The following is a 21,029-nucleotide window of genomic DNA, read 5'->3' on the forward strand; positions in this document are numbered from 1 at the left end:
GTTAGCGTTGTCCTTATTATAAAGGCAATCAAGCAATCATTTTTAATCACATTATCAGGAGCGTTTTATGGAAACTACCGCAGCTATACTGGAAAAAGCGCATCAACGCGCCGAGGACATGGAGCTTCCCTACAAAGGTGCATTACTCCCGATGGAAGCTTATCGAATTTTACAAGAATCTGCTCAAGCACAATTAGTAGATGTGCGCTCTCGCGCTGAACTCGACTTGGTAGGACGCATTCCCGGTGCGGCAGAAATTGAATTGCGTGCTTATCCAAGTATGCAGCCCAATATGGATTTTCTCGATCGACTCGCGAGCCAAATCAATAAAACGGCACCGGTGTTCTTCATCTGCCGCAGCGGTTCACGCTCGAATCAGGCCGCCATAATGGCCAGCCAGACTGGTTTTACTGATTGTTATAATGTCCTCGAAGGTTTTGAGGGCGACCGAGACGAAAACGGTCAGCGAGGCAAGCTGTCCGGCTGGAAAGTAGCTGGATTGCCGTGGGTGCAGAGTTAATTCGATTATTGCAGGACCGATGCTTCAATAGGGAAGCATTTCATTTTATGGAAAATGACAAACTGACGTGGGCTTGGAAATTTATTCAATTCTTTCGTCTTTCTTGCTCAAAAATATTTATTCCAGATCGAGCAACTTTCAGTTTTTCTTGAATGTCCATACTATCTATGTTTTTTGTTCTCAACAATGCAAAATTAGTGTTTTTTTTCAGCGCAATTGCATTGCTACTGCCGATACTTTTACTATGAATATTGGAAGGAAAGCGTTTTCAAGGAAAAGTACAGATTGTGGTACAGCCACAAAAGCATATTACTTTGAATCAATTGGCTGAGACTTGCTTGAAGTAGCCGGAAGGAAGTAGTTCAACTCTCCGCCTCTTGAACAAGGCTGTTTAAAAAGCAGATAAATCTAGTTAAGGGATGTGTTTCCTGCGGCGTGCTGTGAAACTAAGCAATCCCAATCCAATAAGTAGTATGGCGTGAATTTCTGGCTTTGGCACTACCTTCACTTCGACTTTCACTGCGAAGTTATTATCGGCATGATGGAAAATATCGAACCTCCCCGTAGTATCATCCAGCAACTTGAAACTTTCGCCACCCAAATATATTACCTCATTGTGCTGTAGGTTTAAACGGTCAAAAACCGTGGTCATTAATGCATCGAAAGTGAAATCCACAGGAAGCAACATACCATCAATCGCGACATCCTTTTTGAAAACGAAAGTGATGTTATGATCTGATATAGATGAGAAAGTCGCATTAAAAATGTCAGCCTGCAAATTGTTGATGCTGGATGTATTAGTAATAGTTGGACTTAGATTCAGGTTAAGAAGGTTTAACAAATTATTGGATGGAAATATTGCATACAAGTGAGAGCCTGTTGTTGAGAATGTTTCAGCCACGACGGCATGAGTACTGGTTAATACAGCAAACAAAGTACATGCAATTAAAATTTTCTTATGCACAACATTTTCTCTGTGATTTTTTATGAAATAGTTCAAAAAACATGCATTCACTTGGGTATGCCTGTTTATAAATCTTCCTGATAATCAAACAGATATTTTTTATACAGTAACAAACATACGCGCCTGTTAAGATTAACATTTCAATATTGCTTTATTCTGTGATAAAAATCACACGCACAAGTTATTAAATGTTACTTTCTGAAAGCACAAATGTTTTTACGCTATGGTGTTTAGATGAATGCAAATTAAAAAAACACTTGAGTAATTTAATCCTGAAGCGATTTAACTTTTGCTGAAACTTACTTGGAGTACCAGAAGGATTCTAGTGAATCCCCCTGATACTTTTTGATAAAGGTGATGTTGTGCACGCTCTCACAAAGCGCAATTGTATTATCGGCATGTTCAGTAATAACTTTAAAAACACTTAGGAATCTTAGCTTTTAGCTACCTAACGTACTTGTGGCAAGGTGGAGTAAAAGCTAATACCAAAAATAATTCGTACTTTACAGCCGATCGTATTTGCAATACGACATCATTTACACAAACTTTAGTAATTTTTTGCGGATTAGTTAACGTTGGACGTTATTGACCTGAATAATACGCTGAATAATTTATAAAAATGCAAGTAATACAAACATAAAGCACTAGCGCCCATGAAACAAAACGGGAGCTTGAGCTCCCGTTCTGGATTAAATAAGACCTGAATCTACAACACTTTATTTTTTGCGAAGGCTATAAGTTCGATAATGCCCAAACCAGTTAGTAATTTGGTATTGGCTTGAAACTATTAAACAGATTTAGTTAGCAATATTAATCATCATTGCCATGATCATGTCTTTTGCCAGGTTTGTAGGACTCAAATTCAAAATTCATGGAATTGCCACGTTGTCCAAGTATGACTGAAATTATATCATTCTTATGTTTGAGACAAGGTATGGTTAATTGTCCATCTTGAAAAGAAGCATAACACTCACTGAGATCAACGATATCAGTGAGTGGACAACTTGAAACATCCACTAACTTAACATCAGTCATCAAGCTGACATTATTATAAGTTGTAATAACAGCAGTGCTATTCTTGACTATGATGTCAGTTGCAATTGTGTCTGTACTTAACCCAAGAAGATTAGATTCTGCATCAATAAGACATGAATTCGCAGCACCATCGGGAAGATTTTTTACAACTATCTGAGAACCGGCTACACTGTTATCAAGGACGAAAATAGTATTGCTCTGCACAGCTACACTTTCAGCCAGTGCCGAATGCACTCCTGCCATAAACAGAAATGCTGCACATATTTTCCATGCTATATTTTTTTTCATAAGTTCTCCCAAATAAAGATTAAACAACTATTAAAGAACAAATTCAGCCCCCATCCGAATAACGTAAATATATCTGGAAACTTTAAGATTATTGTAAAGCAGTCCACATCTGCTGCATATGGACAAAGCGAATGTGGAGCCATTTTATATAGCTTTGAGAAGCTTTTATCGTCAACTCAGATTATCAGAGATAAGCAAGATACTTCCATAGATGTACCGCTTGCGGGTGTTTCAAAATTCAAAAAGATATTAACTATCTATTCTTAGTAGCAACTTCATTTTTTCTCTTTATGATGGGTAAGCCTATGCTATCTGCATAACGTTAAACAAATTGAGGCAGAATTATTCCAAATGCTTTATGAAACAAACCAATAAAAAAACCATTTCAATTATTTTCCTTATTGCAGCACTGATAACATTATCAAGTTGCGCCTTAGAAAAACGTGATTTTCCAGTCACACGCCAACCAGTCACCAGTTATCCTGATCATGCTGCGCCTTCCACTCCATACAACAGAAAAGACTGGCCGCACTGGATAGATGCTGATGGTGACTGCCAAAATACGCGGCAAGAATTACTGATAGCGACCAGCAAGAAACCGGTACAATTTAAAGATTCGAAAGAGTGCACTGTTATCTATGGTGAATGGTATGGAGCATATACCGGGAAAACGTATACTAAGGCTACAGATGTAGATATTGATCATATTGTTCCATTAGCTCATGCGCATAAAAATGGTGCGGAAAATTGGACCAAAGCACAGCGCAGAACTTTTGCAAACGATTTTGAAAATCTGCTTACTGTATCCAATTCAGCTAATCGATCGAAGTCAGATAAAGCCCCGCATGAATGGTTGCCGCCGTTAAAATCTTTTTGGTGTGAATATGGAAAGCGCTGGAAGCATATCAAAGATAAGTACAGATTACGTTATACTAGAGATGAATCAGTAACACTGAGTGCATTGGCTAATACCTGTAGCTGAGAACTTCTGAGTCGCGCCAAAAAAGTGTGCCTGATATTTTTATTTACTCGAGGAGGATTAAATGCTCGTAACTTTTTCAACCGATGCTCATGCTGACATAACAATGTTCAGCGACGTTGCACTTACCATGATTGAAATGATGGGGCACAGCAAGACAGTGCCCGGTGCTATTCTGGCAACTGATGTACCTGCGGCGCTTGACCGATTAGAATCAGCCATAAATGCGGAAAAGGCATCAACACCCGTTGAGGAAGAAAATGAGGACGAGGAAAACAAGGACGAGCCTAAGGTGAGTATTGCTAATAGAGCTCTACCTTTAATCGAATTGCTTAGTGCAGCAGCAGATGCAGAATGCAATGTGATGTGGAAATAAAATTACTTTTTTAAACAATCATTTTAGGGAAAGTTTTAGATACATCGACTGCATCAATCCAGGCACTATGCGTCTGCTGAATACTCTCCCCAAATTGAACTGATATTTCACCCCTGCGGTATAAACCCCCGAAGAAAGATAAATTACCTGGTGAATTCAAGGGGCGGCTAAATAGCTACACGCATTTTTTCACCCGCTTCTCTTTTTTGTGTTTTTTGTTGTCAACTTCCTTAAAACCATTTCTCAACGGCTTATTAAATTAACTGTTTTAGTGATAACTCCAGCCCTTTATTATAATGGTTCATGGCTAATTCATGTTTACCCAGTTTCTCGTTTAATTGTGCTAATGCAAAATGTGCTTTATATCCTGGCTCAACCGATAAGCTAGCTTCTAAATAATTTTGCGCTTTACCCCAAAGTTCACAATGTGTGCAGAGTTTACCAAGCGTCAGCAACAATTGCGCGTTGTTGGGCTGTGATTTCAACCAAACTTCAGCGCATTCAATCTGTCTATTGACATGATGGCCCAAGCATTCCGCATAAAGTTCAATTAAATTGTTATCCCATGTAATCGGAATATTTTGTTCAATAATCCGATTTGCTGTTTCGCAGTTTCCAAGAGAGATGTAGGCACGCACTGCAGCTGCGCAAAGTTTACTATCCATCTTTTCAATTGGTGGTATGCGCAACCAATACTGATTTAAAGACTGCAAATCGATTGCTTTGCTTCTAATATTCTCTATTTGCGCATCGTGCTTTAATTTTTTTATATGTGCTTTATTAGTTGATTGGCGTTTTGCCAGCATTTCAGTCAGCTCAATCACCGCATCCCAATTGCCACTCTGCTGCTGAGCCTCCAGCTCCAGCTGCAGAATCGCGGTTGATTGTAATCCCCCATCTGAGTACAATGACTGTAAGGTTTTAAGCGCCTCTTGATATTGTCCGTCATCTAACTGGAACTCAGTTCTAGCGGAAAGATATAAGGATTTTTCATTCGGCGCTTGATTAAGAGCGCTATTTAGGTACTGATCTCGCGCAGCAAATTGATCGAGTTTGTGTGCTGAGCGAGCCGCGATAACAGCACTAATTGATTTGACAGTAGTTGAATCTGTTAACTTAAATGCAATGGCGGCATTTTTTTGAGCTGTAGTAAAATCCCCTTCGAAATAGGCTCTTAACCCGGACAGCAGCATCTCGTCTGTTTTCCTGTGACGATGCCTTTTGCTGAATCCAAATATCCCCAGCATAAGCCGAACCAGGAAATAAAAAACTACAAAAGCTACAATCACTCCAATAATAAACTGGTCGAGCGGCAACTCTAATTGATAGGGCGGCATTACTAATGAGGCATGCCCGGTGATATGTTTTGCAGCAAGTGTAACAGCTACAGCAGCAGTGAATAGTGCTATTAGCCAGAGTATCAGTTTCATATATTCCCCTCATTGCAGTAGAGTCGATCATTATTAATTTAAATCAAGAACGTATATACAAACTCACCACTTGCGGCGAGCAAAATTAATGTGCAAGATTTATAGCTTTTTTTGAACTCCTTTTCTTATATCTCATTCAAAACGACACTAACTTTCTATTGCCTGAAAGTATGTTTGCAAACTTTTCAATAAACCTTCATCGCCAGCGTATGGTACTTTTACGATTTTTTCCAACCCTAATTCCTTAGCTACTTGCACAATGCGCTCATGAGCTGTAAAAACTGGGGTTGTTTTCAGTAATTGTTGGCCAAGCTTGCCTATTATGTCAAATAAATTATGCAATCCCTCACTGCTTGTAATGATTACAGCATGTATTTTCCCTTGAGACCATGCGGCAAGCAAGGGTGCGGTATCAATATCTGGTTTTCTGCGTAGATAACATTCGATATATTCGACAAGTGCACCGCGCTGCACGAGTGTTTCACCCAATAATGCCCGCCCACCATTGCCACGAAAAATTACTACACGCTTGCCGGCCATTTCTCGCAACTCTTCCAGCTTAAGTAGCGCTTCACTATCAAAATACTCAGTTGGAATAAGAACTTCGTTGACTCCATAGCGCCCTAATGTATCTGCAGTGCCTTTTCCTACAGCGGCTATTTTTAAGTGGGAAGGTAGTTCGCGTTGTTTAATTATTAAATCCATGCTTTTGGTGACAGCATTAGGGCTGACAAATATTGCCCAGTCGAATTCATCCAAGTGATTGATCAAATTTACTAATGGAGCAATATCCGGAGTATCAGAAATCTCCAATACAGGAAGTAAAATCGGATTCCCACCGATGGCATGAATTCCTTCTGCAAGAAAAGTAGATTGATGTATGGGACGAGTAACCAGTATATTTATCCCGGTTAACTGTTTACTGGCTGGCAATACTATTTCCAACCTTCTGCTGGTACCAAAGCAGCCAGAATCTCATCTGCGCCTTGCTTAATTAACGTTTGTGCCAATTGCTGTCCCATTGCAATACCTGTTTCAGGCTCACCATCTAATGTTCCGCTAACGATCCGTTTACCATCAGGTTGAGCAACGAATCCACGAAGCTGTAGTCTATTGTTGTTAATTTCAGCAAAAGCTCCAAGTGGCACCTGACAACTGCCGCCTAATACACGACTCATTGAACGTTCAGCTTCAACGCAATAAGCAGTTTCCTGATGGTGCAGTGGTTGCAAAAGTTTTATCAGATCCATACGATCAGATCTACATTCGATTCCCAGAGCGCCTTGCCCAACTGCGGGCAAGCTTTGTTCAGGATGCAGCAATGCTGCAATGCGACTGGAAAGTTCAAGTCGTTTTAAACCGGCAGCAGCCAGAATGATCGCTGCATACTGCTCTTCATCAAGCTTGCGCAAGCGGGTCTGAACATTGCCGCGTAATGGTTGCACTTGAAGATGCGGAAAACGTGCACGCAATTGGCTTTCGCGTCGTAAGCTCGATGTGCCGACGACACTGCCAGCAGGTAATGCGCTCAAACTGTCGTAGTGATTAGATACAAAAGCATCGCGTGGATCTTCTCGCTCAGTTATGACAGCGAGTTGGAACCCTTCTGGAACGTTCATAGGCATGTCTTTCATAGAATGCACTGCAATATCAGCACGACCCTCTTCCAGAGCCTGTTCAAGTTCTTTAATGAATAAGCCTTTTCCGCCAATCTTAGATAATGATTGATCCAGTATTTGATCACCGCGTGTTGTCATGCCAAGTATGCTGATTTCAGTTTGCGGGTATAATTCACTTAAACATTTTTGAATGAATTTGGCTTGCCACATGGCAAGTAAGCTTTCTCGTGAAGCAATGACGATTTTCTTGGGAAATAAAAGTGAATTGGGCATTAATAATATAAAATGAAAAAATTACAAAAAATTCTTACTGGTGATTATTTTAGCATGGCCAGCTCTGACTTGGCGTGTTGCGAGTGAGCGCTGGTTTCATTTTTTATAGTGGATGTGAAACGTAATGAACGATGTTGATTCAGAGAATTATGATGTTAGTACTAAGTTAGTAAATGATAAAGATTTGCCATTGCGCGAAGACATTCGTTTTCTTGGACGTATGCTGGGCGACACGGTACGTGAGCAAGAAGGAGATAACGCCTATGAGTTGGTGGAAAATATACGCCAAATAGCGATTCGTTTTCGTCGAGAACAAGATCTCACTGCAAGGCCTGAATTAGAAGCGATACTCAAGCAATTGAGCGATAAAGATTCATTGTCAGTAGTTCGGGCCTTTAGTTATTTCTCATTGCTTTCCAATATTGCAGAGGACGTGCATCATAACCGACGACGGCGGGCCCATCTACGTGCCGGATCAGCGCCACAGGCAGGTAGTGTGACATTAGCGCTTGACCGTGTACTGGAAAGCTGTAGCGATGCACGCACAGTTCTTACTGATTTTTTCAAGAAAGCGATTATTTCTCCGGTTCTGACCGCACATCCAACCGAGGTGCAGCGTAGAAGCATATTGGATTGTCAATTAGCCATCGAGCGTTTGCTAAAAGAACGAGCATGGACTGAGTTGACTCCGAATGAGTTACGACATAATGAGGAAAATCAGCGCGCTACAATTCAAATTTTGTGGCAAACGCGCATGTTACGCCCGACTCGCTTGTCCGTTTATGATGAGATTGAAAATGGTTTGGCTTATTACAGTTATACGTTTTTAAGTGAAATCCCTTACATTTACGCAAAAATAGAAGATCTGCTTGAGCGTCGGTTGGCTAGCGATATTCCATTGGTGACCTCATTCCTGCGGATTGGAAGCTGGATTGGCGGAGATCGCGATGGCAACCCTTTTGTCACACATGAAGTCATGTTGCGGGCTGTTGAACGTCAATCAGCGGTGGCACTGGATTACTATATCGATGTCGTGCAAAAAATAGGTCGTTCTATGAGCCTGACCGAACGCTTGGTGGAAGTCAGTGATGAAGTCAGAGAATTGCTTGCAACTGCACCAGATATTCCCAATCGATCTGATGAGCCTTATCGGCGGATTTTTCTGAGTATAGGGGCTCGATTGGTTGCCACTGCAAAAAAATTTGGACACCAAGTTTTGCAACTTAGCACGGAGGAAGCCAAAGAACCTTACGCTGATAGTACTGAATTTATACACGATCTTGATGCAATCATTCAATCCCTAAAACAGCATAAATCTTCTTGGATAGCGCGCGGCGCATTACGCAATTTGAGGCGAGCTGCAGATGTGTTTGGTTTTCATCTTGCTCCCCTGGATATGCGTCAACACAGCAAAATACATGAACAAGTCGTAGTAGAGTTATTTGAATATTACACCGGTCGTAATGATTACTTGCAATTGAGTGAGGCAGAACGCATTGATTGGCTGTTGTTAGAAATTAATCGATTACATCCATTATTAACTATCCCTTCGGAATTTTCTGAAACGGCGCAATCTGAATTGCACATTTTGCAGTGTGCGGCTGAAATTCATCGGCGTTTCGGACGTGCAACAATGCCGAATTATATTATTTCCATGACGACGGGTGTAATCAATATACTGGAAGTTGCATACTTATTACGTCAAGTGGATTTGCTCCAAATTGGAGACCCCCCCCAATTGCAGCTTAATATCATCCCATTGTTTGAAACAATCTCAGATTTGCAAAGTTGCGGTGAGATTATGGATCAATTATTTTCAATACCATACTACCGCAAACTTTTGAGCTCAGTAGGCAGTGTGCAAGAAGTCATGCTGGGATATTCCGATAGTAATAAAGATGGCGGGTTTATCGCTTCGAATTGGGAGATTTATAAGGCAGAAATTACACTGACTAAGGTTTTTGCTAAACATCAGATTGGACTGCGTCTATTCCATGGGCGTGGTGGCACTGTTGGACGTGGCGGTGGGCCAAGTTATCAGAGTATCTTGGCACAACCTCCCGGCAGTGTAAATGGTCAGATACGAGTGACCGAACAAGGTGAAGTCATCAGTAGTAAATACGCTGAACCAGAGATTGGGCGTCGCAATCTTGAAACTTTAGTGGCTGCGACGATTGAAGCAACTTTGCTAGGCCATGATTCAATCGGCACAAATTCGGATCGATATTATCCAGCGATGAATAAACTTGCTGCGGTTTCATTTGCAGCTTATCGAAATTTAGTGTTCGAGACGCCTGGATTTAAACAATTTTTCCTGGAATCCACACCAATTCGCGAAATGGCAGGATTACACATAGGCAGTCGACCACCCGCACGCAGAAATTCCGATGCTATAGAAGATTTACGTGCGATTCCATGGGTATTCAGCTGGAGTCAGAGTCGCATGATGTTGCCTGGTTGGTATGGCTTCGGCCATGCGGTGGAAGCCTTTGTGAATCAGGATAATCAAAATGAGCAGGGATTGGCACTACTGCAGGAAATGTATCAGAAATGGCCCTTTATGCAAACGCTGTTGTCCAATATGGATATGGTGCTAGCTAAGACAGACATGGGCATTGCCTCACGCTATGCTGGATTGGTCGATGATGTTGCACTGCGTGAGCAAATTTTTGGACGTATCCAGGAAGAACGGGTGAGAAGCGAAAAATGGCTATTTGCGATTACTGGTCATGTCGAGTTACTACAAGATAACCCAACATTATCACGTAGTATTCGCAATAGAACCCCCTATATCGACCCACTCAATCATTTGCAAGTGGAGTTGCTTCGCCGCTACCGATCCGGCGAAGATAGTGAAGAAGTTAAACGTTCTATCCATCTCACCATCAATGGTGTCACAGCAGGATTACGCAATAGTGGCTAATTGCAATAATTTTTTATAACATGGTTGCTCTTAATGAGCGCGCTGTAGGAGGCTTGGTACTCATGAAGCAATTGTTTTTTTTCATGCTGTTTGGATTTTTCTCGCAATGGGCATTGGCCTCGTTACCAATTCAGTACTGGCAGACTTCTTCTGGAGCACGAGTATATTTCGTGGAAAATCATGATCTCCCAATACTGGATGTTAGTATCGAATTTGCAGCTGGCAGTAGCATGGATATTCCCAGTCAATCAGGTTGTGCAAATCTGGTGCAACATATGCTCGGCCTGGGTGCAGGTGGCTTATCTGAGGATCAAGTCGCCACTGCATTAGCCGATGTAGGGGCGCAAACTAGAAGTCATTTTGATCGAGATCGCGCCGGCATTGCATTACGTACCCTGAGTAGTGACCGGGAACGCAAGCAGGCACTGGATATATTTGCGCGGATTATTCAATCTCCAGAATTCCCACAAGCCATTTTGTTGAGGGAAAAGGCAAGAATTATTTCAAGTATAAAAGAATCAAGCACTAAACCGGATTATATTGCCGAGCATGAATTGATGAAAATGCTATATGGCAATCACCCTTATGGATTCAATGAACTGGGTGAAATTGATACACTCAATAAATTACAACGAGAGGATTTGCTTACCTTTTACCGCTCTCATTATGTAGCGGAAGGTGCTGTGATAGCGATCATTGGCGATGTAACTCGACTTGAAGCAGCAACAATAGCAGAAAAATTAACTGAAAACTTACCCTTGACTGGAAAAACAAAGGATGTTCCGCCAGTTGCCATTCCCTCAGCAGAAATAAAAAGATTGCCCCATCCCGCCGCACAAAGTCACATTCAACTGGCTTATCCGGGATTGCGCCGAAGTGATCCTGACTATTTTCCCTTGTTGGTTGGAAATCATATCCTAGGAGGTGGAGGGTTTGTTTCACGCCTGATGGAAGAAGTGCGCCAACACCGTGGCTTGGCTTATAGTGTTTATAGTTTCTTTTCACCATATAAAGAACAAGGGCCCTTCCAAATTGGCTTGCAGACCAAAAAAGAGCAATCAGAAGAAGCATTCTCATTAACCCAACAAGTACTTCGAGACTTTGTTTTGAACGGCCCAACGGAGAAGGAACTGGTCGCATCTAAACAAAATATTATTGGCAGTTTTCCGCTGCGCATCGACAGTAATAGCAAAATATTAAGCTTTCTATCCGTAATCGGTTTTTATCAACTACCACTTACTTATTTGACGGATTATCTGGAAGCCGTTGAAGCAGTAACTACTGAGCAAATTCGACAAGCATTCCAACGACGAATCCAACCCGATGGTATGGTAGCCGTAATTGTCGGATCGGTTGAGTGAAAGAATTTGCCTTATGACATTAATTCGGGGAAAAGTTCGCATCATCGGTGGTCAATGGCGTAGTCGCTTGCTGGGTTTCCCGGATCATCCCGACTTAAGACCTACTTCCGATAGAATACGTGAAACTGTCTTTAATTGGCTAGAGCAGGATTTAAGCGGTTTGCGCTGTCTCGATTTGTTTGCTGGTAGCGGTGCATTTGGTTTCGAGGCTGCATCACGTGGCGCGGCACAAGTGGTTATGATTGATAATGATGCACGAATATATAGGGCACTTAAAGAAAATAAAGAAAAGTTGCATGCTATTCAGGTTGAACTGCTCATGATGAATGCAGTGAATTTTATGAAATCCGATGCACGTAAATTTGATATTATTTTTCTTGATCCTCCTTATCGACTTGAATTGTTACCTGAATTAATGCCATTGCTGCCATCTCATCTTGCGGAAGGCGGATTGGTTTATTCTGAAAACAGGAGCATATGGAATCTGGATAAACAATGGAATATACATCGCAGCGCAAAAGCGGGGACTGTTCGTTATCAGTTGCTGGAGTTAGTGCGCTATGGATAAAGCAATTTATCCCGGTACGTTTGATCCAATAACTCGCGGACATGAGGATTTGGTCCGACGCGCCTCCCGCTTATTTGATCAGGTTGTTATTGCAGTCGCTGTTAGTAGCAGCAAAAAACCTTTTTTCAATTTAGAAGAAAGAGTCGAGATGGCTCAGGAGGTACTTTCGGATTGTTCTAATGTCAAAGTTATGGCATTTTCTGGTTTATTGATGAATTTCTTGCAGCAACAGAGGGCGCGGATAATTCTGCGCGGCTTGCGCGCAGCTTCAGATTTTGAATATGAATTCCAAATGGCAGGAATGAATCGCAGGCTATATCCTGATGTAGAGACTCTATTCATGACCCCATCAGAGCAATATATGTTTGTTTCAGCGACTATCGTGCGTGAAATTGCATTACTTGGCGGAAACGCTAATGCGTTTGTGCATCCACTGGTCGCAAAAAAGCTGAGTGAAAAAATAATTAAATAATTTTGAGAGTATAAATGGCGCTAATTATTACTGATGAATGTATTAACTGTGATGTTTGCGAACCCGAATGCCCAAATGGGGCTATTTCTCAGGGTGAGGAAATATACAAAATTGATCCCAGTCTGTGCACAGAATGTATGGGGCATTACAATGAGCCTCAGTGTATTGAGGTTTGCCCGGTAGATTGCATTACAACCAACCCCGCCATGGTAGAAAGCAAAGAACAGCTTCAGGCAAAATATCTGTCACTTATATCTGACAAATCTAGTTCATAGAATAATTTTTCCAGACTGAATTTCGCTTTCTTGAGAAATCAGATAATTTTCTCCGCTTAATCCAGAGAACAATTCGGATGATCTTCGTTTAATCTTAGTGTTACGTACCTGGATCTCATTTTGATGATTCCAGTTGCAACGATAACGGTTGCTCCAGCATAAGTCAGAAGTAGTCGCCGTAATATTCGTAACAAAGTTAAGATGGACATTAGCTTCAATTTCTCCGAGACTTAAATGGATCCATGCACAATAGTTACTAACGTTCGCTCTATTTTTTCCTTACCTGACGTTGTACTTCGCATCAATGATTTAATTGACTCTGGGGAAGCAACGAATACAGAATTAGAACGTATCATATTAAGTGATCCTGCATTAACAGCTAAATTGTTGAAGTTCGCAAACAGCGCATATTTTGGTTTCTCTGGAAAAATTGAAACCATTATGAAAGCTATCTCCATCATCGGACATAAAGAATTACGTAATCTGGTGATTGCATCATCAGTAACCACAACTTTCAAAGGAATTCCTCCCGATCTGGTAGACATGGATACATTCTGGAACCACAGCGTTACGAGTGGTGTGACTGCGCGCTTATTAGCGTCAAGTGTTGATAGTCGAGAGCGCTTTTTTATTGCTGGATTGTTGCATGATGTTGGGAGGCTAATCCTTTTTAGTCAATTTCCGAAAGAATCTGCAAAAGTGTTAAATTGCATGAATCTAGGTGAAGACGCCGCAATCCAGGAAGAACGAAAGATTTTTGGTTTTACGCATGCGCAATTGGGTGCCGAGCTTCTAAAGCAATGGAAGCTACCGTCCAATATATGGAAGATGGTCGAATATCAGTTTGACCCCATGAAAAGTGAAGAATATCAACTTGATACCAGCACACTTTGTGCAGCAATAAGCATCGCCAATTATATCCAACCTTGTACCAACCAACCGCCAAACCTCGAAACAACCTTATCTGATCGCACACTTAAAACATGGAGTTACCTTGGGTTATCAGCAGAAATTGTAGAATCAGTAATTACCGTTGCTAAATTGCAAGTCATTGAAGTATTTAATGCTATCCATTAACTGATAATTGCAAGATTATGTTCTTCAAACAACTTAGATTTTCTTGCCCTACGTCATATATTTCTTTTATTACATAAGGTTTTAATGCTGCACAAAAATTCAAGTCGTTTCAATTTCGGACGATAAACAGGTGCATGCAGGATAGCGTGAAGATAGAGAGGAAAATAGGATGGAAGTTTATCTTGGCAGATTACCGATTCTGGACTGCAAGCAAAATTTAGTGGCGTTTGAGCTTTTATTTCGCTCCAATCAAAATAACATCGTTGAGGTAGCCGATAATTCCGCTGCTTCAGCCAATGTCATCATTGATACCTATGGGCAATTAGGTATAGAGAATGTAATAGGTAAACGGCGCGGCTTTATTAAAGTTGATGCTAAGTTATTGATGAATGATGCAATCTGCATGCTTCCCAAGAAACATGTAGTCCTTGAAATTTTGAGAAGCGTAGAGATCAATGATGAAATCATACAACGGTGCTTATTCTTAAAACAAAAAGGCTATCAATTGGCACTTTCTAATATCGTTCAGCTGGATCATCGGTTTGAACGCATAATGCCACTTATTAATATAGTTAAAATTAATATTACTGCATTAAATCAAAATAACTTACTTAATCTTATAAAAAAGCTAAAATGCTGGCCGGTGTTATTGCTGGCTGAGAAAGTTGAAAACAAGGAAATGGCGAGAAACTGTATCGCGATGAATTTCCAAATGCTTCAAGGCTTTTATTTTGCAAAACCGGAAATTATTTCTGGAAAGCGCATTGACCCCTCGAAGCTGTCTTTATTGAAATTATTATTGTTGGTTGTTAAGGACGGCGAAGTAACTGAGATTGAAAATGAACTCAAGTATCAACCCGGTTTAAGCTATAACTTGTTACGCATGGTAAATTCTGCCGCAAGCGGTTTGCCCAGCACGATTAACTCAATCAAACGAGCCATTATGATTATTGGCCGAAAGCAACTTCAGCGTTGGATACAAATCTTGCTCTATGCTGCCAAACAGAGGGACGGTGGTGCGTCAGATGCATTAATGCAAACAGCCACAGTGCGTGGCAGATTGTTAGAGGCTATAGCCATCGCGGATCGTCCCCATGATAAGAATCATCAGGATCGCGCCTTCATGGTAGGAGTCCTATCATTGTTAGATACTTTGCTGGGGATAGAAATGTCAGAGCTTGTTAGCACGTTAAGTATTCAGAAAGATATGGGCGAAGCGCTGTTAACACGACGGGGTTATCTGGGTCATCAGTTGGAATTGATTGAAGCCCATGAAAAAGGTGACTATGAAACAGTTACATGGATATTATCAGAGATGGGATTTATCAACATGGATGAATTCCTTAAGATGGAACTGGAAGCTACAGCATGGGCTAATCGAATCAATGATGTGGTTAATCAATCCGCATAGAAAGCGAGGATGTCCTAGATTTTGTGTAAATGGTGGTTAATATTGCTTGGGCATTCTCTCGTTAAACTGGATAGTAAACCTGTTTAGTGCAGGTTTCCAAACTCTTATTGGCATAGACCATCTTTAGGCTATATTGTTGAGCGCCAAATAGAACAATTTGATCACGGCGTCATCGTTAGGAAACGATCCCCGGCTTTTGCTGACTTTGCGTAGACTCATATTGACTGATTCAATTGCATTGGTTGTATAAATAATGCACCGTATCTCAGGCGGGTAGTCAAAGAACGGAATGACGCGCTGCCAGTTATTGCGCCAGGACAGGGAAACTGGTGGATAAGCCTTGTTCCATTTATCTTCAAAGTCTGCTAGCGCTTGCTCAGCCTCATCAATCGTGGCGGCGCTGTAGATCAAGCGTAAATCAGCAGTTACTTCCTTGCGTTTATTCCATCCGACGTAGTTGAGGCTGTTACGCACCATGTGCACGATACAGAGTTGTACAATGGCCATATGGATAGACTGTTTCAATCGCTTCAGGGAAGCCCTTTACACCATCAACGCAGGCGATAAAGATTCCTGCCCGTCACGGTTCTTGAGCTCAGTGACAACGCTGAGTAAGAATTTGGCACCCTCGGTCTGAGCAATCCATAAGCCCAGGATTTCTTTATGCCTTTCCATATTAATGCCGATCGCCAGGTAAATTGCTTTGGCACGAACGCTACCAGCGTCACGAACTTTGGCATGGATGCAATCGAGATAGATTACAGGATACACCGCATCGAGAGGCCGAGATTGCCATTGCTTTACTTCATCCATCATGCCACCAGTGACCGTAGAAATAAGCGTAGGCGACACTTCCGCGCCATACATTTCGGTGAGGTGCTGCTGGATATCACGCACCGTCATGCCACGGCATACAGCGAGAGGATCTTGTCATCAAACCCCACCCAGCGGGTTTGATGCTTAGAAATCATTCGCGGCTCGAAACTGCCTTCGCGGTCACGGGGGATCTCGATGGACAATTCATCGAATTCACCTTTCAGAGTCTTATGACTTTTATCATTTCTGGCATTGCCAGTGGGATTGGTTACAGTTTCGTGCTTATCGTGACCAGGATGCTCGGTTATCTCTGCTTGCAGGGCACGTTCAAACAGCGCTTTGGTGAGTTGCTTGAGAAGGCCATTCTCACCGATTAAATCTTCTGGCTTTTTGTAATCGGCCAACAGACTATCAATTAAGTCGGTCGGTAGGGATTTGCGTGTAGTCATCTTTACTCCAAAAGTATATAAGCAGTTTCCTGCTAAATGAACATTTACACAAAATTATTTACAACCTCTAGAAAGCACATATCAATCTTACAATCGCCTCTCGATCCCTTTGAGGAGCGCCTGCGCAAATTCAAATAGATTTATTGGGCGGGGTTCAAGAAGCCTTACCTGAAAACAGTTTCTAATCAACTTCTCTCAATTTTTGATTTGTTTTGTCCGTTAACAAAGAAACTGACTAATGCAGTGATTGCGTTAGCAGACAGTGGGAAAACGTTTTCAAGGAAAATGCGGGCAGAAATATGCTTATTATAAGCTCTTAAGTCCGCTCTTAAAGCCGAACAGCAACGCAGACAGTTATTCTACGGCCTGTTTAGGTAAATCAGTTTTATCAGCAACATTCCCATTACATTTCGCATTGTCACAAGAGGACACTTAATGAATATAGTCGAATTACTTGCTTTTGTGGTCAAAAACAGCGCTTCCGATTTGCACTTATCGGCAGGCATGTCACCGATGATTCGGGTGCATGGCGAAATCCGTCGCATCAATTTACCAGAAATGAGTCATAAGGATGTACATGCGATGATATATGACATCATGAATGATGGTCAGCGCAAATTTTACGAAGAGCATTTGGAATGTGATTTTTCTTTTGCGATACCAAATCTTGCCCGATTCCGCGTGAATGCATTTAATACGCAACGCGGTGCGGCGGCAGTCATGCGTACGATTCCATCTAAGGTGCTTAGTTTGGAAGACTTGCGTGCACCCAAAATTTTTGCTGAAATTGCCAAGCAACCGCGGGGGGTTGTATTAGTAACCGGCCCTACCGGTTCGGGAAAATCGACTACCTTGGCTGCAATGATCAATGACATCAATGAGAATGAGTATGGCCATATCCTGACGCTTGAGGATCCGATTGAATTCGTTCATGAGAGCAAAAAATGTCTCATAAATCAGAGAGAAATCGGCCGAGACACCTTAAGCTTCTCAAATGCACTGCGTTCCGCACTGCGTGAAGACCCCGACATTATTCTGGTGGGTGAATTGCGCGACCTTGAAACCATACGTTTGGCGATGACCGCAGCTGAAACCGGTCACTTGGTATTTGGAACTTTGCATACCAGTTCGGCTGCCAAAACTATTGACCGTGTAATCGACGTGTTTCCGGCGGAAGAAAAAGAAATGATTCGTGCAATGCTATCGGAATCATTACGCGCAGTGATTTCTCAAGCACTGCTAAAAACCAAGGATGGCAAGGGTCGCATAGCTGCGCATGAAATTATGATTGGCACTCCAGCGATTCGTAATTTAATCCGTGAAGCCAAAGTTGCGCAGATGTATTCAGCGATACAAACGGGGCAGAATGCAGGCATGCAAACGCTGGATCAAAACTTGACCGATCTGGTAAAACGCAATGCTATTTCAGTTGCTGAAGCCAGGACTCAAGCGATGAATAAGGACAATTTCAGAGTTTAATCAATCCGGTGTGTTGGAAATTTCAGGAGCAACAAATGGATAAAGAACAAGCTACAAAATTTATGTCGGATTTACTGCGATTGATGCTGAGCAAGAAAGCCTCAGATCTGTTCATTACAACCGGGTTTCCACCTGCATTCAAAATTGATGGAAAAATGACTCCAGTTTCTCAACAGCCCCTAACCGCACAACATACCGAGATGTTCGCTAAGTCGATTATGAATGACAAGCAAGTCTCAGAATTTGAAGCATCACAAGAATGCAACTTTGCGATCAGCCCAGCCGGAATCGGTCGATTTCGTGTCAACGCGTTTGTACAACAACAACGCGTCGGAATGGTATTACGTACTATCACCACGAAAATACCTGAATTTGATGATTTGGCACTTCCGCAAGTGCTCAAGGAAGTTGTAATGAGCAAGCGGGGTCTGGTAATTTTTGTTGGTGGAACCGGTTCCGGGAAATCGACATCCATGGCAGCATTGATTGGGCATCGCAACAAGAATAGTTATGGCCATATCATCACCATCGAAGATCCGGTGGAATATGTTCACGAACACATTAACTGTGTCATCACTCAGCGCGAAGTTGGGGTCGATACCGAATCATGGGAAGCCGCACTAAAAAACACACTGCGACAAGCTCCCGATGTAATTCTGATCGGCGAGATCCGTGACCGTGAAACCATGGAACACGCCATTGCATTTGCTGAAACCGGCCATCTCTGCATGGGCACGCTTCACGCCAACAGCGCCAACCAAGCACTCGATCGCATCATCAATTTTTTCCCGGAAGAACGTAGAGCACAGTTATTGATGGATTTGTCGCTGAATTTACGTTCATTGGTAGCGCAGCGATTAATACCGGCTAAAGACAGCAAAGGAAGAGTTGCGGCTATCGAAGTTCTGCTTAACTCTCCCTTAATTTCGGATTTGATTTTTAAAGGCAATGTGCATGAAATCAAGACTATCATGAAGAGTTCGCGCGAAATGGGCATGCAAACTTTTGATATGGCGCTGTTTGAGCTTTATGAAGCCGGTAAAATCAGCTATGAAGATGCGCTGCGCAATGCCGATTCGATGAATGAATTGCGGTTGCAAATTAAACTGGAAAGCGCCGAAGCCAAGTCACATGATCTTAATTCGGGGATTGCGCACCTGGCAATCACGTAGGAACTGTAGTGGTCAACAAAAACCGGATACCTATTTTGACATGGCCTAATAGACTCGGACAACCCAGCTAAGACTATTTTCTCTTAGCTGGAGGAAAAGATGGTAACAAGTAAGCAGTATTCAAAGGAATTTAAATTATAGATTCGGCACGATCTATCCATGAATCTTTGTTACTGGTAGATGAGATGCCTATTCTGTATGTTTATAGAGAATGTGCGGTATCATGAATAATTAGTTCCGGAGCAATAATGGGTGTAAGTCGTAACGCCTACTATAGTTATGTTCGACGCGTTCGTAATCGGTCAGAAGCATCATGTCATGAGGAAATACTCGGGGCGGTTCGAGACATAGCGAAATCCAGCCATAATACATATGGTAGTCGCAGGATAAGAAAAGCGCTGAATGCATTGGGTTATCCGGTTAGTCGCCGGAAAGCTCGAAGCATGATGCGAGAAGCTGGCGTCCAAGTGAGACACCGGAAGAAGTACAAAGTGACAACTAACAGCAATCACAAGCAACCAGTGTTCGAGAACAAGGTGAATCGGCAGTTTGATGTTACAAGCCCGAATCAAGTCTTTGCTGGCGACATAACCTACATCTGGAGACAGGAAGGCTGGTTGTATCTGGCTGTTGTCATCGATTTGTTTTCCAGAAAGGTTGTTAACTGGAGCATGAGTTCAAGAATGAAAGCGAGATTAGTATGTGATGCGTTGAGAATGGCTATTTGGCTACGTCAGCCGCAAGTTGGATTGATTGTGCATTCGGATCGCTGATTGCAGTATGCCAGTAGAGAATACCGGAGGCTGCTAAAAGTCCATGGTTTAATTGGTAGTACGAGCCGTACCGGCGACTGTTTCGATAATGCTGTAGCAGAAAGTTTTTTCGGCAGCCTTAAACAGGAACGAGTCCAGTGGCAAAACTAGCCAACCCGCTATGCAGCACAGCAAGATGTACTGCAGTATATTTCTATGTTCTACAGTAGTCATCGGCTGCATTCATACCTGGGATACAAAAGTACAAATCAATATGAGGCAGAAACAGAAAAATCGGAGCAAGTTGCTTAACTGGATTGTCCAGAATTAGTTGACCACGTCAGGTAGGCCTGTGGTTCAGGAAAGTCCTATTCATAATAATCAAAACCGCCTCTCGGGCGGTTATAGGAAGTTAATACAAAGTGGCTAGAAATTCCACATGAATAGCCCCGAAATTATTAAGGTAAATACCAAAACATAATACATTACAGGAGCACTATCACTTTTACGATAATGGGACATTTGTTTTGACATGATACACCTCCAAATAAGTGGGTGAGAAAAAACACTAACACACTCTATTTGGAAAATTCCATACGGTGCCACACTTACGGCTTCACTCTTATAAAAAACCCGTCGAAGCGGGCGACATAAATCAGAAATTCCATCACTACATTAGTAGGCGGATTCAAGTTTGAAGTGCAACTTTTATAAGATGTTAATTATACCTCATGACCCACCGAAACACTGATGAATAAAGGCTTTTGACTATTTATCAAGCCTTTAAATG

The 21,029-nt window shown here is 42.0% G+C and carries 17 protein-coding genes and 2 pseudogenes; 13 read left to right on the plus strand and 6 right to left on the minus strand.

The features are described from left to right. Positions 1 to 67: 67 nt before the first annotated feature. Entirely contained in the window at positions 68 to 520 is a 453-nt protein-coding gene (locus C7H79_RS06770; RefSeq protein WP_106706531.1) for a rhodanese-like domain-containing protein, read from the plus strand. Between the two features lie 412 nt (positions 521 to 932). Here the strand turns inward: C7H79_RS06770 and C7H79_RS06775 are convergent, their stop codons facing one another. Together C7H79_RS06775 and C7H79_RS06780 are read right to left on the minus strand one after the other, a co-directional pair. Beyond that, positions 933 to 1,484 (minus strand): hypothetical protein, encoded by a 552-nt coding sequence (locus C7H79_RS06775; protein ID WP_147383566.1) that lies wholly within the window; start codon positions 1,482 to 1,484, stop codon positions 933 to 935. Between the two features lie 810 nt (positions 1,485 to 2,294). Further along, positions 2,295 to 2,807 (minus strand): hypothetical protein, encoded by a 513-nt coding sequence (locus tag C7H79_RS06780; RefSeq protein ID WP_106706533.1) that lies wholly within the window; start codon positions 2,805 to 2,807, stop codon positions 2,295 to 2,297. 358 nt (positions 2,808 to 3,165) lie between these two features. On the opposite strand from C7H79_RS06780, the gene C7H79_RS06785 reads away from it, so the two are divergent. Both C7H79_RS06785 and C7H79_RS06790 read left to right on the plus strand, forming a co-directional pair. After that, positions 3,166 to 3,789: an HNH endonuclease family protein gene (locus C7H79_RS06785; RefSeq protein ID WP_106706534.1), complete on the plus strand. Its 624-nt coding sequence runs from the start codon at positions 3,166 to 3,168 to the stop codon at positions 3,787 to 3,789. A gap of 61 nt (positions 3,790 to 3,850) precedes the next feature. Then, entirely contained in the window at positions 3,851 to 4,162 is a 312-nt protein-coding gene (locus tag C7H79_RS06790) for a DUF1840 domain-containing protein (protein ID WP_106706535.1), read from the plus strand. 254 nt (positions 4,163 to 4,416) lie between these two features. On the opposite strand, the gene C7H79_RS06795 is transcribed toward C7H79_RS06790, so the two are convergent. From C7H79_RS06795 to hemC, 3 genes are all read right to left on the minus strand, one after another. After that, positions 4,417 to 5,592, minus strand: coding sequence for a heme biosynthesis HemY N-terminal domain-containing protein (locus C7H79_RS06795; protein ID WP_106706536.1), 1,176 nt, complete (start codon positions 5,590 to 5,592; stop codon positions 4,417 to 4,419). A gap of 147 nt (positions 5,593 to 5,739) precedes the next feature. Further along, the gene (locus tag C7H79_RS06800) at positions 5,740 to 6,525 is read right to left on the minus strand and encodes a uroporphyrinogen-III synthase (protein WP_106706537.1); all 786 of its coding nucleotides are present in this window, start codon (positions 6,523 to 6,525) and stop codon (positions 5,740 to 5,742) included. Between the two features lie 2 nt (positions 6,526 to 6,527). Beyond that, entirely contained in the window at positions 6,528 to 7,484 is a 957-nt protein-coding gene (gene hemC / locus C7H79_RS06805) for a hydroxymethylbilane synthase (RefSeq protein ID WP_106706538.1), read from the minus strand. A 124-nt stretch (positions 7,485 to 7,608) separates the two neighbouring features. On the opposite strand from hemC, the gene ppc reads away from it, so the two are divergent. The 7 genes from ppc (at position 7,609) to C7H79_RS06840 (ending at position 15,571) form a co-directional block, all read left to right on the plus strand. After that, entirely contained in the window at positions 7,609 to 10,407 is a 2,799-nt protein-coding gene (gene ppc, locus C7H79_RS06810; protein WP_106706539.1) for a phosphoenolpyruvate carboxylase, read from the plus strand. Between the two features lie 62 nt (positions 10,408 to 10,469). Next, positions 10,470 to 11,768, plus strand: coding sequence for a M16 family metallopeptidase (locus tag C7H79_RS06815; protein WP_106706540.1), 1,299 nt, complete (start codon positions 10,470 to 10,472; stop codon positions 11,766 to 11,768). 13 nt (positions 11,769 to 11,781) lie between these two features. Next, a complete protein-coding gene (rsmD, locus tag C7H79_RS06820; protein WP_106706541.1) occupies positions 11,782 to 12,336 on the plus strand; it encodes a 16S rRNA (guanine(966)-N(2))-methyltransferase RsmD in 555 nt (184 codons plus the stop codon). Further along, positions 12,329 to 12,808 (plus strand): pantetheine-phosphate adenylyltransferase, encoded by a 480-nt coding sequence (gene coaD, locus C7H79_RS06825; RefSeq protein WP_106706542.1) that lies wholly within the window; start codon positions 12,329 to 12,331, stop codon positions 12,806 to 12,808. The genes rsmD and coaD overlap by 8 nt, the downstream gene beginning before the upstream one ends. Before the next feature lie 14 nt (positions 12,809 to 12,822). Next, positions 12,823 to 13,083 carry a YfhL family 4Fe-4S dicluster ferredoxin gene (locus C7H79_RS06830; protein WP_106706543.1) on the plus strand — a complete coding sequence of 87 codons (261 nt, stop codon included), beginning with the start codon at positions 12,823 to 12,825 and terminating at the stop codon, positions 13,081 to 13,083. A 234-nt stretch (positions 13,084 to 13,317) separates the two neighbouring features. Beyond that, entirely contained in the window at positions 13,318 to 14,160 is an 843-nt protein-coding gene (locus C7H79_RS06835) for an HDOD domain-containing protein (protein ID WP_106706544.1), read from the plus strand. A 169-nt stretch (positions 14,161 to 14,329) separates the two neighbouring features. Then, the gene (locus C7H79_RS06840) at positions 14,330 to 15,571 is read left to right on the plus strand and encodes an EAL and HDOD domain-containing protein (RefSeq protein WP_106706545.1); all 1,242 of its coding nucleotides are present in this window, start codon (positions 14,330 to 14,332) and stop codon (positions 15,569 to 15,571) included. Positions 15,572 to 15,694: 123 nt separating this feature from the next. Here C7H79_RS06840 and C7H79_RS18810 read toward each other — a convergent pair. Beyond that, positions 15,695 to 16,836, minus strand: a pseudogene (locus tag C7H79_RS18810) (IS256 family transposase). Between the two features lie 435 nt (positions 16,837 to 17,271). Between C7H79_RS18810 and C7H79_RS06850 the strand changes: the two are divergent. The 3 genes and pseudogenes from C7H79_RS06850 to C7H79_RS06860 form a co-directional block, all read left to right on the plus strand. Next, on the plus strand, positions 17,272 to 18,315 hold the full coding sequence (locus tag C7H79_RS06850; protein WP_106706546.1) for a type IV pilus twitching motility protein PilT: 1,044 nt from the start codon (positions 17,272 to 17,274) through the stop codon (positions 18,313 to 18,315). Between the two features lie 35 nt (positions 18,316 to 18,350). Then, positions 18,351 to 19,487, plus strand: coding sequence for a PilT/PilU family type 4a pilus ATPase (locus C7H79_RS06855; RefSeq protein WP_106706547.1), 1,137 nt, complete (start codon positions 18,351 to 18,353; stop codon positions 19,485 to 19,487). Positions 19,488 to 19,732: 245 nt separating this feature from the next. Further along, a pseudogene (locus C7H79_RS06860) lies at positions 19,733 to 20,551 on the plus strand (IS3 family transposase); the annotation flags it as partial. Positions 20,552 to 21,029: the final 478 nt, after the last annotated feature.

This window comes from Nitrosomonas supralitoralis, assembly GCF_003011925.2.
In the GTDB taxonomy this organism is placed as follows: Bacteria; Pseudomonadota; Gammaproteobacteria; order Burkholderiales; family Nitrosomonadaceae; genus Nitrosomonas; species Nitrosomonas supralitoralis.